At 51.7% G+C, this 14,598-nt stretch carries 13 protein-coding genes; 9 read left to right on the top strand and 4 right to left on the bottom strand.

Annotation, left to right across the window (positions count from 1 at the left end; translation table 11 throughout):
* Window positions 1-14 precede the first annotated feature (14 nt).
* The gene (gene purL, locus AC5JMP_RS24505) at window positions 15-2,342 is read right to left on the bottom strand and encodes a phosphoribosylformylglycinamidine synthase subunit PurL (RefSeq protein ID WP_495854121.1); all 2,328 of its coding nucleotides are present in this window, start codon (window positions 2,340-2,342) and stop codon (window positions 15-17) included.
* Window positions 2,343-2,579: 237 nt separating this feature from the next.
* On the opposite strand from purL, the gene AC5JMP_RS24510 reads away from it, so the two are divergent.
* The 4 genes from AC5JMP_RS24510 to AC5JMP_RS24525 all read left to right on the top strand — a co-directional run bounded on the left by AC5JMP_RS24510 (window position 2,580) and on the right by AC5JMP_RS24525 (window position 6,060).
* Window positions 2,580-3,629: a malate dehydrogenase gene (locus AC5JMP_RS24510; RefSeq protein ID WP_495854122.1), complete on the top strand. Its 1,050-nt coding sequence runs from the start codon at window positions 2,580-2,582 to the stop codon at window positions 3,627-3,629.
* Window positions 3,626-4,093, top strand: coding sequence for a hypothetical protein (locus AC5JMP_RS24515; RefSeq protein ID WP_495854123.1), 468 nt, complete (start codon window positions 3,626-3,628; stop codon window positions 4,091-4,093). The genes AC5JMP_RS24510 and AC5JMP_RS24515 overlap by 4 nt, the downstream gene beginning before the upstream one ends.
* Window positions 4,094-4,384: 291 nt before the next feature.
* The gene (locus AC5JMP_RS24520) at window positions 4,385-4,678 is read left to right on the top strand and encodes a hypothetical protein (protein WP_495854124.1); all 294 of its coding nucleotides are present in this window, start codon (window positions 4,385-4,387) and stop codon (window positions 4,676-4,678) included.
* Between the two features lie 212 nt (window positions 4,679-4,890).
* Window positions 4,891-6,060, top strand: coding sequence for a hypothetical protein (locus tag AC5JMP_RS24525; RefSeq protein WP_495854125.1), 1,170 nt, complete (start codon window positions 4,891-4,893; stop codon window positions 6,058-6,060).
* Between the two features lie 87 nt (window positions 6,061-6,147).
* Here the strand turns inward: AC5JMP_RS24525 and AC5JMP_RS24530 are convergent, their stop codons facing one another.
* Entirely contained in the window at window positions 6,148-6,279 is a 132-nt protein-coding gene (locus AC5JMP_RS24530) for a hypothetical protein (protein ID WP_495854126.1), read from the bottom strand.
* Between the two features lie 406 nt (window positions 6,280-6,685).
* Here AC5JMP_RS24530 and AC5JMP_RS24535 point away from each other — a divergent pair, with 406 nt between their 5' ends.
* The 3 genes from AC5JMP_RS24535 (at window position 6,686) to AC5JMP_RS24545 (ending at window position 9,273) form a co-directional block, all read left to right on the top strand.
* Window positions 6,686-7,600, top strand: a complete 915-nt coding sequence (locus AC5JMP_RS24535) for a shikimate dehydrogenase (RefSeq protein ID WP_495854185.1) — start codon at window positions 6,686-6,688, stop codon at window positions 7,598-7,600.
* Between the two features lie 76 nt (window positions 7,601-7,676).
* Window positions 7,677-8,741 carry an ABC transporter permease gene (locus tag AC5JMP_RS24540; protein ID WP_495854127.1) on the top strand — a complete coding sequence of 355 codons (1,065 nt, stop codon included), beginning with the start codon at window positions 7,677-7,679 and terminating at the stop codon, window positions 8,739-8,741.
* A 226-nt stretch (window positions 8,742-8,967) separates the two neighbouring features.
* A complete protein-coding gene (locus tag AC5JMP_RS24545) occupies window positions 8,968-9,273 on the top strand; it encodes a YkvA family protein (RefSeq protein WP_495854128.1) in 306 nt (101 codons plus the stop codon).
* Here AC5JMP_RS24545 and AC5JMP_RS24550 read toward each other — a convergent pair.
* Window positions 9,270-10,055 carry an ABC transporter permease gene (locus AC5JMP_RS24550; protein ID WP_495854129.1) on the bottom strand — a complete coding sequence of 262 codons (786 nt, stop codon included), beginning with the start codon at window positions 10,053-10,055 and terminating at the stop codon, window positions 9,270-9,272. The two genes, AC5JMP_RS24545 and AC5JMP_RS24550, sit on opposite strands and share 4 nt — an antisense overlap.
* Window positions 10,056-10,067: 12 nt before the next feature.
* Window positions 10,068-11,870, bottom strand: a complete 1,803-nt coding sequence (gene lepA, locus AC5JMP_RS24555; protein ID WP_495854130.1) for a translation elongation factor 4 — start codon at window positions 11,868-11,870, stop codon at window positions 10,068-10,070.
* 383 nt (window positions 11,871-12,253) lie between these two features.
* Between lepA and AC5JMP_RS24560 the strand changes: the two genes are divergently transcribed.
* On the top strand, window positions 12,254-12,511 hold the full coding sequence (locus AC5JMP_RS24560; RefSeq protein WP_495854131.1) for a hypothetical protein: 258 nt from the start codon (window positions 12,254-12,256) through the stop codon (window positions 12,509-12,511).
* A gap of 309 nt (window positions 12,512-12,820) precedes the next feature.
* A partial coding sequence (locus tag AC5JMP_RS24565) for an ATP-binding protein (protein ID WP_495854132.1) occupies window positions 12,821-14,598 on the top strand: 1,778 nt, incomplete at its 3' end.

The raw sequence follows: 14,598 nt of genomic DNA on the forward strand, positions 1-14,598 counted from the left end.
GTTGGGAAATCCGCCTAGAGGCGACGTTCGATTGCCTTTGACCAGCGATCGTCCATCTCTTTCAGACTCATGTTGATTAACGTCAGGTTATCTGTGGTAATCGCTAAACGGTCGTCTCCAACCCGTCCGAGCTTTTGCCAGGTGTTAGAGAGGTGATTATCTAAATAAGATTCCCAGGTTTCTATCTGCTCTACTGATACAGAAACCAGAATTCGAGCGCCGCCTTCTGCAAACAGCAGATGATCCCATCGGCTAGGGGCTTGAGGCATTTGAGGTAACTGAATCTCTGCACCAAGCTGACCGCTAATACAGCATTCCGCCAAGGCGATCGCCAATCCGCCCTCGGCGCAGTCGTGAGCCGACCGAATCCAGCCCTGCCGAATGCCGTAACGGCAGGCTGCCTGCACCTGACGCTCTTGGTCAAAATCAGCGATCGGGGGATGTCCGGCGATCGTTTGGTGCATGACCGCGAGATATTCCGAGCCGCCTAGAGTCGTGCTTTGCGCCCAGTCGCCTAACAGGTAGATGACATCACCGGGCGATCGCCAGCCCTGTCCACAAATTTGGGTAATGTCTTCCACTAGGCCCACCATGCCGATCACTGGAGTCGGGTAGATAGATTGCGGCTTGCCCTCCGAATCCAGGGTTTCGTTGTATAGCGAGACATTGCCCCCTGTCACAGGCGTAGCCAGCTCTCGACAGGCTTCGGCAATGCCGCGACAGGCTTCGGCAAGCTGCCAATAGCCGATCGCCTTTTCGGGGCTGCCAAAGTTGAGGTTATCTGTCACGGCAAGCGGCTCTGCGCCAACACAGCTCAGATTTCGCGCCGCCTCAGCCACCGCCATTTTTGCCCCTTCGTAGGGATGCAGATAAACGTATCGAGCGTTGCAGTCTACCGTTGCCGCCACGCCTTTGGTAGAGGTAATTTGTCCTGTCTCTTGTCCGAGCTGAGGACGGAGGCGAATGACAGCAGCATCCGCTCCACCGGGCAGCGAAACCGTGTTGTTTTGCACTTGGTGATCGTACTGGCGATAGATCCAGCGTTTGGAGGCGATCGTCGGGCTATCCAGCAGAGTCAGCAAAACCTCGCTCCAGCTCTGGGATTTACCGCTCACTTCAATGCCTTCAGCCGTGCAATTTGGCAGAGCCGATTCGCTCCATTCCCAAGCTTTACGGGCGTAGTCAGGCGGCTCTTGCAGCAGCTCTCGGTGATAAATTGGCGTATTGTCTGCCAGCGCCGTCGCCGGAATTTCGGCAGCAATCTCGCCTTTGAAGAGAATTCGGACGATCGCTTCCTCAATCACACTTCCGGCAACCACGGCATGCAGTCCCCACCGCTCAAAAATCTCGATCAGCTCCAGCTCTCTGCCTTTGTGCGCCACAAACAGCATCCGCTCCTGGGACTCCGAGAGCAGATATTCATAGGGCACCATGCCTGTTTCTCGCACCGGAATTTTGTCCAAATCCAGCTCAATACCGACCTCACCTTTTGCCGCCATTTCTGAGGTGGAGCAGGTGATTCCAGCAGCTCCCATATCCTGCGCAGCCACTACGGCTCCGGTTTTGAATGCCTCCAGACAGGCTTCGATCAGGGATTTTTCGAGAAACGGATCACCCACCTGTACCGCAGGGCGATCGTCTAGGGAAGCATCGCTGAGTTCGGCACTGGCAAAGCTGGCTCCGCCCATGCCGTCCCGTCCCGTTGTTGAGCCAACGTAGAGTACCGGATTGCCAATGCCCACCGCTCCTGACTTGACGATTTCTGGCGTTTCCATCAAGCCTAGCGCCATGGCATTCACCAGCGGATTGCCGGAATAGGAGGGGTCAAAATAGACTTCGCCGCCTACGGTGGGTACGCCCACACAGTTGCCGTAGTGAGAAATTCCTGCAACTACGCCATTCAAGAGCCGCCGGGTGCGGGCATCCTCCAGCGACCCAAACCGCAGCGAGTTGAGAATGGCGATCGGGCGTGCTCCCATCGTGAAAATATCCCGCAGGATGCCTCCCACTCCCGTTGCCGCGCCCTGAAACGGCTCCACTGCCGAGGGGTGATTGTGTGACTCAATCTTGAAGGCAAGCTGCAAACCATCGCCCATATCTACCACTCCGGCATTCTCGCCGGGACCTACGAGAATGCGATCGCCCGTCGTCGGAAACTGCTTCAGCAAGGGACGCGAGTTCTTGTAGCAGCAATGTTCTGACCACATCACGCCAAACATACCCAGCTCGGCTTTGTTGGGATGGCGACCCAGACGACGGAAAATTTCTTCGTACTCGTCAGGCTTAATGCCTTCGGACGCAATTTCTTCGGGAGAAAAGGGAGCTTCAGAAAGAGCAGACATGGGTGCAGCGACAAAAAGGTTTGGCGTAATCACGACAAGCTCAATTCTATCGGTTTAGGCTGACTTGGCTAGAGCGATGATCTGCCCATGAGTCCCCTCTTCAAAATTCTGGCATTTGGAAGGGGCGCTCAGCGCCCCTTCCAAAAAAATTCATACATCAAACCAGCAACGCCAAAGTTCTCTGGTAGATTTAGAGGCATTCGGATCATTGGCTCCAGCTCACCTGGATGTTTCCATATGGATGTTTCCATTATTGGTGCCAGCGGCGACTGTGGTAGAGAGATTGTCACGCAGCTTCTGATTTCACGTGCCATTGCGCCCTCCGAGCGGCTGCAATTGGTGGGGCGATCGGGCGGGCGCAGTGCCCAAGTTTTGGCAGGTATTTGCAGCGATCTATCCGATGCCTATGCCGAAATGGCTCCTGAACTCGACGTGGCATTGCACCCTGAAGAGATTGTCGCCGACGTCATTGTCATGACCGCAGGAGCAACGATCGGCGGCACCGTCACCCGCCGCACCGAACTCGCCAAAGCGAATTTGGAAGTTTTTGAGCTGTATGCAAAAGCGATCGCCCAATACGGTCACGGGCATGAGGTGGTGATTATCGTCACGAACCCGGTTGAACTTGCCGTCGAGGTGTTTAGTCGCCATCTGGGCAGACAGCGCGTGGTGGGTATTGGGGCTTATTCGGATTCTCTGCGCTTTCGGAGAGAAATTGCTAACGATCTGGGAATTCGTCGTCAGCTCATTAAGGGCTTTGTGGTAGGAGAGCATGGCGACAATATGGTGCCTTTGTGGAGCAGCGTTCAGGTGCAGGGCATGGATACTGAAGAGCTAGCTGCGACCCTAAAACGACTGCGGCGAGGCTGTTCCGTCCTTAATTTCCCAGAGGATCTGAAGCGCGAAAGGCAGATAATTTTTGACTACCTGAGCCAAGGGCAGGTGGCAGCAGCGTATCAACATGTCGATCGCCTCTCTCCGGCTCTGCGGGTGGTGCTAAGACCCTACGTTACCCATATGTCTGGCGCAAAAACCATTTCTGCGACTGCCAACGTCACGGTGGATCTGGTGAAAACGCTGCTGGACGGTCGAGAAGTGGTTATTTCAGCTCAGGTACAGTTGAGCGGCGAATTTTACGGCATCCACACGCCCTTGGGAGTGCCGATCGTGCTGACACCTATGGGCTGGACGCAGGTTGTGCCCATTCAGCTCTGGGAAGAAGAGGTGCAAATGCTGAAGCTGATGGCGGCAGAGATGAGCCAGCGTCTGAAGGAGGATTTGGCATGAGTGAGCAGCGCTGGGTGTTTGTTGTCAAGGCGCTGGATCAGCCGGGAACCCTGACCGCTGCGGCTTTTGTCTTCTCCAACCGAGGCATTTCCCTAGAGGCGATCTTGGGCAGCGGCATTGCCTCCACTGCGATCGAAGAAGGTCGGCTAATCCTCAGCTTTCGCGCTACTGAACGCAAGCAAGAAATGCTGCTCCGGGCGCTAGAGCGCCTGTCGAGCGTGTTGCAGGTCACGAGCTACCTGTATGACGACCCGAAGCTGCGAACGATCGCCATTGCCAAGGTTTCTAGCCTACAGGATATTTCGTTTGACCCAGAGGAAGTCCAGGTGGAAACGATCGCCACTTCCCCCGATAGTTTGCGTCTGCTGCTGACTGGCAGCACGTTGGCAGTAGAGCAGGTCATTCAAACGCTACGGCAGGAGGCAGTGTTACAAGATCTCGTGACCGCTACGATCGCTCTGTAATTGTTTGTGTGTAATGGATCTCTTGCAGACTAAAGTTTCGGGATTAGGTTTGGTGGAGCTGTGCCTCACCAAACCTAATTGGCAAGAGGTGTGATTATTTGTGTGCAATTATTTGCGCGCAATTATTTATGCGTAATTATTCTGAATGACTCGTGCAACTATTTGTGATTTGTTTACAGCGCTTCAAAAAGGTTTCTTATGCGAATTTAAGATTTTTCACATCTTTCCCTAACCCGCCAATCGCCTCCTATCTTGGAAGGTGGCAACTTAGCCGGAGTCCCTGTCTTGACTATGGGCATATTCCTCAACCTTCTGCGATCGCTTCTCATCACTAGCATCCTCAGTTTTTTAGCGCCACTTTTATTTATCGGTACGATCCTATCTAGCCTGCTGGTTTTTAAGCATATTCCTCACTTAGAATCTATTAGCCAGATGGGGCTAAGTCAGCTTTTGAATTTTCTCACCGTATTCGGTACGGGCAGCGCCGTGCGAGGCTTGCTAATCATTAGCGGCGTTAGCAGTGTCGTCAGTATTTTGTTTGATACCTATACTTTTTATCGCTATCAGATTCTCCGCGACAGCTAGAGTGTTGCGCAGGGATACAATATGACATTTGATAGCCGACAACCTAGGTTATTTCTACGGTGAACAGATGGGTGATGTTCTAGACCTGTTGTTAATTTTTTTGAAAGGGGCGCTCCGCGCCCCTTTCAAAAAAATTAACAACACATTTGAAACCCTATCGAACAGATGTATAGTACGTGAGAGAGTATTGGGGGCTGCGCTAGGGCTTTAAGGTGGTAGAAGGATGGGTGCAGGTCATAAAGATTGCTTACGTAGAGATTGTTTATAGCGAGATCGTTTACGCGGCGACTACCCGTTCAGCGAATCGGTTTGTTGGATTAAAAGACTGGTGGATCACGATCGCCCTATTTCTATTGGCGATCGCGCTGGTTCGAATGTGGCGCAATCAGCGAAAATGCCAAAATGCCAATTTACAAAACCGGGCTGAAATTGCTCGACTAGAGCGTCTATCTCTAGAAAATCAGCAGCGACTCAACCGCATGATGGCATCTTTGCCCAGCTCTGTAGGGCAGGATGCTCTGTTTAATCGGATTCGGCAGGCGCTGGCGACCTCCTATGCCCGCACCCAAAATCGGTTGACTTCTCTGGAGGCGATCGATCTGGACTCGCTGCGGATTGATATTTCTCAGCTTCAGGCAGATTACGGCACTCTTCAAGAATCCTTGCAGGTGGTGTTTCAAGAATTGGATCGGTTGCAGATGTTGGAGCAATACATCGTCTATCTGCAATCCTACCAAGTGCCGCAAATTCAGCCCCCGGTTGAGGAACAGCCTTATATTTCTGAGCAGCCCTATCTTCCAGAACAGCTCTACATTTCAGAACAGCCTTCTTTAGAACAGCAGATTGAGGATTTGCGCATCCAGCTTGCCAACCTGCCTACGAATGAAGTCACGGATCTGAAAATCCGGCTGGATGCCCTTGAACGGACGCTAACTGATTTTGAAATTCAGCTAGCCTATCTCAATCAGCGCTTGAATGAGCCGATCGCCAAACCTTCCAGCACTTCAGATGAGATGCGGGTACTACAGGTTTTGAAGCAAAAAATTCAGGAACCAGAAGCTATTCTGCATCCCGATCAAAGTGTCGAGCTGCCGACGGGCATGGGGGTGGAAATGCGATTCATTAAGCTGATTAAGCGATCGGATGCGATCGCCCTCTGCGACAAGTTGACCCGAATGCCCGATCTGCAAGTTCCCGCAGCCACCATTTCTTGGGTACGTAGCCGCTTTGTGCTGGGGCTTCGCGGATTGGAAACGATCGTCTATCGCAATCGCCACGGCGGCACCGATCGATATATCTTGCTGCATGAGGCTATGAACTTAATTGACGACCTGATCCGCGAATTTGAAGCGAATCAATGGCGATCGATCGACAGCCTGTAGCTTAAAGAAGTAATTCTTGGGGTAGGGGCTTAGCATTGCTAAGCCCCTACCCCAGCTCGGTTGTACAGGTTATTTAATCCATGATCTTCAGTAGCTGCCTCCTCGCTCTGCTCTGGACAGAATGACCAGCGCTTTGTCGATTTCTCGAACCTTGATCGCTCTCAGGGCAATCAAAATGGCTTTGAGAGCTGCAACTTCATCTTCTGAAAGTGTAATCATCTGCAAAATTCCTTTGGGTGTGCGTCTTAAAAGTGGTGTATACACACCACATGATTCACAGTATACAGGAAAATTACAGGAGATCCTTCGGCACTCTGTATGGCAGCTAGACGGCAAGATCAGAAGCAGATCAAAATAACAGTGAATGAAGATGTCTATAGCCTATTAAAGCGTCTAGCAGGAATCAAAGAGTCCTCAATGAATAAAGTGATTGGTGAAGCGATCGATATCTATCTGGAATCTGACACCACGAGAGAACTAATCGATCGGCACAATCTGGAGGACTAAGAGCCTCGATCGCTTTTTACCTTGACTGCTTTTTACCTTGACTCGCACAATTCCTGGCGCAATCACTGGCATAACACCTGGCAAAATCCCCGGCACTACTACTGGCATAACACCTGGCATGATCACGGGCACTACTCAGCTTCTCGGCGTAATGGGCTACCCGATCGAGCATTCTCTATCGCCCGTCATGCACAACGCCGCGATCGCTGCACTCGGCATAGATTACGTTTATTTACCTTTGCTCGTGTCGCCTGAGAATTTGGCAGTGGCGGTCGCCGGATGTGGGGCGATCGGCTTGCAGGGCTTCAACGTCACCATTCCCCACAAGCAAGCCATCATCCCCTTGCTGTCAGAAGTCTCGGATCTGGCACAGGCGATCGGAGCTGTCAACACGGTGTACCGCACTGCCCAAGGCTGGGGGGGCACCAATACAGATGTGACTGGCTTTCTTGCGCCGCTGCTAGACTTCAAAAAAGGCAGATTAGAGGATGGCACCGCCGTGATTTTGGGCAACGGAGGTGCCGCTCGTGCCGTCGTTGCCGGATGCCAGCAGTTGAACTGTGCCCAGATTCAGGTGGTGGGGCGCAACAACGAAAAGCTCCAAGCCTTTCTGCAAAGCTGGGAAGCTCCCCTCAGTGCCAATTTGACTGTCCACACCTGGGACAAGCTATCTGCCCTACTTCCCCAAGCCGACCTTCTGGTCAATACCACCCCGATCGGTATGTATCCGCAGCTTGACGCATCGCCCCTGACCGCTGCTGAGATGGCAATGCTGCCTGCTGAGGCGATCGCCTATGACCTGATCTACCGACCTCGCCCTACGCTATTTCTACAGCAAGCTCAGGCTCAAGGCTGTATGACCTTGGACGGCTTAGAAATGCTGGTGCAGCAGGGCGCAGCCGCGCTATCACTATGGCTTCAGCAAGATCAGCGGCTTCAATCAGATTGGCGGCTTCAATCAGATCAGCAGCTTCAGCCGCAATCTGTTCCTGTAGAGATTATGCGGCGATCGCTCCTACAACAGTTGGGGTAACGATCGCGACTGGCGCAAAGCCATAATTATTTCAGCAACACGCTATAACTTAAGAACCCAGAACTCCAGATGAGCCATGACCTCCAATAAAGCTTCTTCATTCCGGCAGCGATCGCAAACCTTTCGGGACGAGCTAACCCAAATCCTGACCAGTGAATCATTTGCCTACGTGATCAAGCGGATTTTGCAGGCTGTACCCACGCTCTTGCTTGTTTCAGCCCTCAGCTTTTTCATTGCTCAGCTTGCTCCTGGAGACTTTTTAGACACCATTCGCCAAAAGCCAGAGGTTTCTCAAGAAACGATCAATGCTCTGGAACAGCAATATGGTCTAGATAAGCCTCTACTACAGCAATATTTTTTGTGGTTAAAGGAAATTGTTACCCAGGGCAACTTTGGCGTGAGTTTTGCCTATTCTCAGCGATCGGTGACTTCCCTGCTTTGGGAACGGATGGGTGCAACCCTGCTGCTGTCGCTGGCATCGCTGGTTATTACCTGGGCGATCGCTATTCCGCTGGGTATCTATAGTGCCGTTCATTACAACAAGTGGGGCGATCGGATTCTGCGGATATTCACTTACTTTGGTCAAGGTTTCCCCACGCTGATTACGGGTCTGCTGTTTCTGTTTTTTGCTCAGGTTACGTCACCCCTGTTTCCAGTGGGCGGCATGACGAGCATAGACCACGACGACTTCACCCCTTTGGGTAAAATCATCGATATCGGCTGGCACATGATTTTGCCGACTCTCGTACTCAGCATTACCGGATTTGCTGGCTTGCAGCGGCTAATGCGCGGCGAACTTCTGGACGTGCTGCGGCAAGATTATATCCAAACTGCACGCGCCAAAGGGCTGCCTGAGAATCGCGTCATCTACGTCCATGCGCTGCGGAATGCCGTTAATCCTTTGATTACCCTACTGGGCTTTGAGTTTGCAGGTCTGCTGAGCGGTGCTTTTATCACCGAAACCTTTTTTAATTGGCCTGGTCTGGGGCGACTTGTTCTCCAAGCGGTACAGGGTCAGGATTTGTACCTAACCATGGCAAGCCTAATGATGGGAGCTGTGATGCTCATTATCGGCAATCTCTTAGCAGATTTGGCGTTGAAGTTTGTTGACCCTCGCATCAGCCTGTCAAAAATAGATTAATTTTTGGGTTTCACTTAATTTCTCGGTAGTTCTCAAGTGGCAATGATTTTTTGCGGTGTGGGCCTCGCCACTTGAGAACTACCAATCTCTCAGTTGGATTAGCGCAGGTTTACTTTCTTAGTCGGTTCTCACATCCAAATTAGATCGGAGATCCTAACTCAAGCGGTATTTCGCAAATTAAGCGAACTTGCGACAATTAAAGAGAAGACAGAGAGGAAACACCCCCATGAAATTTTACGACTGGTTCCGTCAATCTATCCGCAATCCTAAGTACCGCTGGTGGATTCTGGGCGGTGCAGCTGTGTACCTGATCAGCCCGATCGATATTTCTCCCGATTTTATTCCCTTCATTGGGCAAATTGATGATGTTGTGGTCATGACCCTAGTGGTGTCCGAGATCTCACAAATGTTGCTCGATCGCGTCAAGGCGAACAAAGACAAAAAATCTGGAACGGTATCCGCTCAGGCAGCCAGCCCTGTCGATACTGCCGACTCCATCCCCGTTGATGTGAAAGCAGTGCAGATTGACTAGCGCGAGAGTTCTAGGAGCTGAGCATTGGCGTTGAAAAACTGCCGATCGATGCCCTGGATGACCAAGATCGTGGTGATGAGCGTAGCGATCGCCAGGATAAACATAATCAACATCTGATACAGCGCCGCATCAAGAGGGTTGATGCCGCCCAAAACCTGTCCGGTAAATGCGCCGGGTAGTGTCACGATGCCCACCACCGTCATGGTGTTGAGGGTTGGAATCAGCCCTGTTCTGATGGCATCTTTGCGGTAAAGTTCGGTGGCTTGTCGAGGTGTGGCTCCGAGGCTGAGGTGAGTCTCTAGCTCAAGCTGGTTAGCCTTGAGCGTACTAACAAACCGATCGCCCGCAACAGCTGCCGCGTTCATGGTGTTGCCCAATAGAATTCCGGCTAGCGGAACTAAGTACTGTGGTTCATACCAAGGGCTAGGTTGCAGCACTAGCAGCGTCACGTAAGCTAAGGTAAACGCGGTGCTAATCAACACCGAGCCACCCACGATCGGCAGCAGGTTCGGGATTTTCTTGCTGATGCGATTGCGCGCCACGATGGTAGCGATCGCCAGCATTATCACCAAAATGCCCAGCACTGCCCAAGGGTTATTCAGGGCAAAAATGATTTCTAGAACATAGCCCACAACGAGAAGCTGAAGTACCGTCCGCCCGGTGGCAATCGCTAAACCTTTCTCCAGCCCTAGCTTTTGCCATGCCGAGAGGGCGATCGCTATCACCATTAGCCCCAGCGCCAGCCCAACTCTCACCAAATCTAGCTCAATCAGTTCGTTCAAGCCCCTGAACTCCTAAAGCTTTAGCACTGCCATGAATGCCTCTTGCGGTACATCTACTGTGCCGATCGCCTTCAGTCTTTTCTTGCCTTTCGCCTGCTTCTGCAACAGCTTTTTCTTCCGAGAAATGTCGCCGCCGTAGCATTTTGCCAGCACGTCTTTCCGCAATGCCGGGATATGCTCACTGGCAATGATTCTGCTGCCAATCGTCGCCTGAAGCGGAATCTTAAACTGGTGGCGGGGAATCAGTTCCTTCAGCTTTTCCACCAACGCCTTGCCCACATGGTAAGCCTTGTCGCGATGCACGATCGTCGCTAGGGGATCAACCGGATCGCCATTAATCATTACGTCTAGCTTCACTAGAGGATTTTCGCGATAGCCGATTAAGTGATACTCCATGCTGGCATAGCCCCGCGAGCGAGATTTCATCTGATCGAAAAAGTCCGTCACTACCTCCGCTAGCGGCATCTCGTAGGTCAGGGTCGTGCGCCCCTGAGTGAGATACTTCATGTCGGTGAATACGCCGCGCCGAGTTTGGCTTAATTCCATTAGCGCCCCAACATATTCTTCGGGAGTAATCATGTCTACCTTGACATAAGGCTCCTCAATCTTCTCGCGTTGCTGCGGGTCAGGCAGCATACTGGGGTTGTCGATCATCACCTCTTCGCCGTTAATTTTGGTGACTTTGTAGATCACGGAGGGTGCTGTCGTGATCAAGTCCAGGTCATATTCCCGCTCTAGGCGCTCTTGGACAATTTCCATGTGCAGCAGCCCCAAAAAGCCGCAGCGGAAGCCAAATCCCATGGCGCTAGAGGTTTCTGGCTCATACTGCAATGCCGCATCGTTGAGACGAAGTTTCTCCAAGGCCTCCCGCAGATCTTCAAACTGATCGGCATCGGTAGGAAACAAGCCACAAAACACCATAGGCTTGGCTTCGGTATAGCCTGGAAGCGCAGCTTTTGCCGGAGCTGCCGAGAGGGTAATAGTATCACCCACGCGGGCATCTTCTACAGACTTGATGGCAGCAGCTAGGTAGCCCACTTCGCCAGCGTGCAGAGAGTCCACCTGAATTTGGTTGGGGGAGAGGATGCCCAACTCGTCAATCTGATATTCCTTGTGGGAAACCATGAAGCGGACGCGATCGCCCTTCTTCACTACGCCATCCATCACCCGAAAGTAGACGATGACTCCCCGGTAGGCATCGTAATAGCTGTCAAAGATCAGCGCCCGCAGCGGCTCGTCTACTGTATCTTGCGGCGGCGGCACCTTCTCAACGATCGACTCCAAAATGTCGGTAATGCCGATGCCTTCTTTTGCCGAAGCCTGAATCGCATCGCTGCAATCTAACCCAATAATTTCCTCAATTTCGCCCGCCACCCGGTCTGGCTCCGCGCCAGGTAGATCAATTTTATTGAGAACGGGGATAATTTCTAGGTTGTTCTCTAGCGCTAGATAGACGTTGGCTAAGGTCTGTGCCTCTACGCCCTGGGAGGCATCCACGACCAGCAATGCCCCTTCACAAGCAGCCAAAGAACGAGACACCTCATAGGAAAAATCCACGTGTCCCGGCGTATCGATCAGGTTCAAGACATACTGCTGACCGTCTTTGGCGGTATAGTTCATCCGGGCAGCCTGGAGCTTAATGGTAATGCCCCGCTCTCGTTCCAAATCCATGTTGTCGAGCAGCTGCTCCTTCATCTCGCGGGCGCTGACGGTTCCGGTGGTTTGAAGCAGGCGATCGGCGAGAGTAGACTTGCCGTGATCAATATGGGCAATAATCGAGAAGTTGCGAATTCGAGAGACAGGTGCGTCAGTCATAGAGCGGCGTCAATCAGAGAAAGATAAACGGGTGTCAAAAAGTTAAGCGGAGCTAGATTTTAATGAGAAGTTAGTAATAAAAAGTCAGACCACGCAAAGCTACTTAACGTATTGTAATCCTTCTCTAGCGGTCGCGTCTGTTTGCGGCGCAGCGTTTGTGTCCTGCCCATGAATACTTTAAGCTCTCGCTGTATCCTAATTCCTAATGGGTATATCTCGCCTACCATTAGTAAAAGTCCAATAGAGTTTAATGAATGCATAGGGACAATTGAACTTAGTGAGTATGGGAACTGAGTATAAAAACTTAGTAAGCATATTTGCAATGAGCATCAGACTTAACGAGTCTATTTTTTGCCCTCCGCCCTATCGTTGAGAAATCTGCCATGAATGATCCCGTTGTTGAGTCTCAGTCCTCTGTCCAATCAGCTACCGATAAGGTCAGCGTCTCTGATAAGGTCAGCGTCTCCATTGAGATGGACGCTGAACTATTCGAGCAAATCAACCATCTCACAAATAATCCCAGTAAAGTGATTGAAGTTGCCGTGCGGCAATGGCTGGGCGGTGGGCGACGAGATGATGACTTAACTCGAACTCTTCGTCGAAACCCTCCTGTTCCACCCAAAGGAGAGTGGAATGATTAATTTAGAAGATTACGTGAAGTTTGCGTGAGATCATCTGATCAGATGATCTCAGGTGTTTTCCCCTCTAGATTGATGGTTCCTCGCTGAATGTGCGGTTTCTCGATGTGGGCTATTTACGGACGCTTGCTTATAGGCAATTGTTTACAGACAATTGTTTGCAGACCATGCTCATCCGGGAAGTCTATATCTGAATCTCTGAATTTTAGTTCAACCAAAGTTCAGCGTTTGGGCACCTACAGGCTGCATCTGCTCCGGTAAACCTGGGAAAGTGCTTCAACTCTTCATCTTGTAGTTTGCAATTCTACGCTGATGACTTTGCCTAGCGATCGTCCATTTTCAACTGAGACAGCGACCGTCGCGCCCCAAGGCTTCGGTGAGTTTCGGTCGGTTCCCAGAGCTGATCTGGTCTTTACGCAGGACGGAGCGGGTCAATACCTATCCTTCTACTGGCGAGAAGCAGAACGCTATGCGCTAAACCCAATTGGATTGGTCTGCCGTCCGATGAAGGAGACGTTTGCCCCGGTGGCGATCGCTCCATACCTAAAGTGGGTGCATCAGGTGTTGGATTATTTAATCCCCATCCGGTTTGAGTACCCGTTTGAGTATGCTGGCAAGTACCTGATCTTTGACCTGACGATCAGCCCTGTTTTGATGCCCCACGGAACTGCCACAACTGCCGTAGCTATGGGACAGTTTTTGGGGAGTGCCAGCCGAGAAAAAGCGTTGGAAATGGTGAACACGCTGGTGCATTCCAGTATTTTCCCGCGTGCCGATCGCTACCACAAGCGGCTAACCCAGGTGGTCTGGAACATCCGCCGCAGCCTTGACTTAAAAACCATCTGGCAGCAGACGGTCGATGAACTGGGAGAAGCTTTGGGGGTGAGCCGCTGTCTGATTTTTCCCTACAAGCCGTCCAGCACTCAGTTAAGGGCAGTGGCAGAGTTTCATCAGCCTTCCTTGGAGTCGTTGTCGGATCTGGAGCTGACTGTTGCTGAAGAAACCTATGTGGGTCAGGCGTTGCTTACCCTAAAGCCCGTGATTGTCTCCGATCGCGCGGTGTTGGAGCCTGTCTTTGGGTGTGAGTTAAAGCCCGCTGCCGAGGAGAGAAGGATTGCCGAGGAGAGAAGGACGGGAACGCCGTCCATTTTGGCGATCGCCACCTGCTACCAGGATCAGCCCAACGGGCTAATTATTCTGTACCAAGCCGACCCGGCACGCATCTGGAGCGATGTAGAAATTGACCTGCTGCGAGAAATTGCTGAGCAGGTGGGCACGGGCGTTGCTCACGCCACTCTACTGGAAGAGAGCCGCAGCTTAGCGGGAGAATTGCAGCGCGTCAACGATAGCCTGATGCAGCAGCATCAGGAGCTAGAAGAAGCCCGTCGTCTTGCCGAAGCCGCCTCTCGCCTCAAGAGCGATTTTCTGGCGAACACGTCTCACGAGCTGCGTACTCCGCTTAACGGCATGATTGGCTTCCTCAAGCTGATCATGGATGGCATGGTCGATGATCCAGAGGAGCAAAGCCAGTTTATCGAAGAAGCCCATGGATCAGCGATTCATCTGCTCCATCTCATTAACGATATTTTGGACATTGCCAAAATTGAAGCGGGCAAGATGCAGCTTGAGCTGAATCCAGTCAAGCTAGATGATTTGATGACGGCTGTTGAGAACTTTACTCGCCCTCAGGCTCGGCAAAAAAATCTCAGCTTTGAGATTCGCACGCCTGAAACCCACGACGAGGTGATTTTGTATGGCAACTACCAGCGCTTGCTGCAAGTCATGTTTAATCTAGTCGTGAACGCCATTAAGTTTACGCATCAAGGCAATATCACAATTACTGCTGAGGTGATTCCGGGCAAGATCGTGGTGCAGAACGAGGAAATGCCAGGAATCGTGAAAATCAGCGTTGCCGATACGGGCATCGGCGTGTCTTTGGAAAAGCAGGATAAATTGTTTCAGTCCTTTAGCCAAGTCGATGGATCGCGCACGCGCCAGTATGGTGGCACGGGCTTAGGATTAGCCATTTCTCAGAAGCTGGTGGAAGACATGGGGGGAGTCGTGAATTTCATTAGTCTAGGGGAAGGACT

The sequence above is a fragment of the Drouetiella sp. genome (assembly GCF_059504425.1).

Coding starts and splice junctions, on each gene's coding strand:
- AC5JMP_RS24545 (WP_495854128.1), top strand. CDS start 8,968: ATGAAATTTTACGACTGGTTCCGTCAATCTATCCGCAATCCTAAGTAC.
- AC5JMP_RS24535 (WP_495854185.1), top strand. CDS start 6,686: ATGATCACGGGCACTACTCAGCTTCTCGGCGTAATGGGCTACCCGATC.
- AC5JMP_RS24520 (WP_495854124.1), top strand. CDS start 4,385: ATGGGCATATTCCTCAACCTTCTGCGATCGCTTCTCATCACTAGCATC.
- AC5JMP_RS24540 (WP_495854127.1), top strand. CDS start 7,677: ATGACCTCCAATAAAGCTTCTTCATTCCGGCAGCGATCGCAAACCTTT.
- AC5JMP_RS24560 (WP_495854131.1), top strand. CDS start 12,254: ATGAATGATCCCGTTGTTGAGTCTCAGTCCTCTGTCCAATCAGCTACC.
- AC5JMP_RS24515 (WP_495854123.1), top strand. CDS start 3,626: ATGAGTGAGCAGCGCTGGGTGTTTGTTGTCAAGGCGCTGGATCAGCCG.
- lepA (WP_495854130.1), bottom strand. CDS start 11,870: ATGACTGACGCACCTGTCTCTCGAATTCGCAACTTCTCGATTATTGCC.
- purL (WP_495854121.1), bottom strand. CDS start 2,342: ATGTCTGCTCTTTCTGAAGCTCCCTTTTCTCCCGAAGAAATTGCGTCC.
- AC5JMP_RS24510 (WP_495854122.1), top strand. CDS start 2,580: ATGGATGTTTCCATTATTGGTGCCAGCGGCGACTGTGGTAGAGAGATT.
- AC5JMP_RS24530 (WP_495854126.1), bottom strand. CDS start 6,279: ATGATTACACTTTCAGAAGATGAAGTTGCAGCTCTCAAAGCCATTTTG.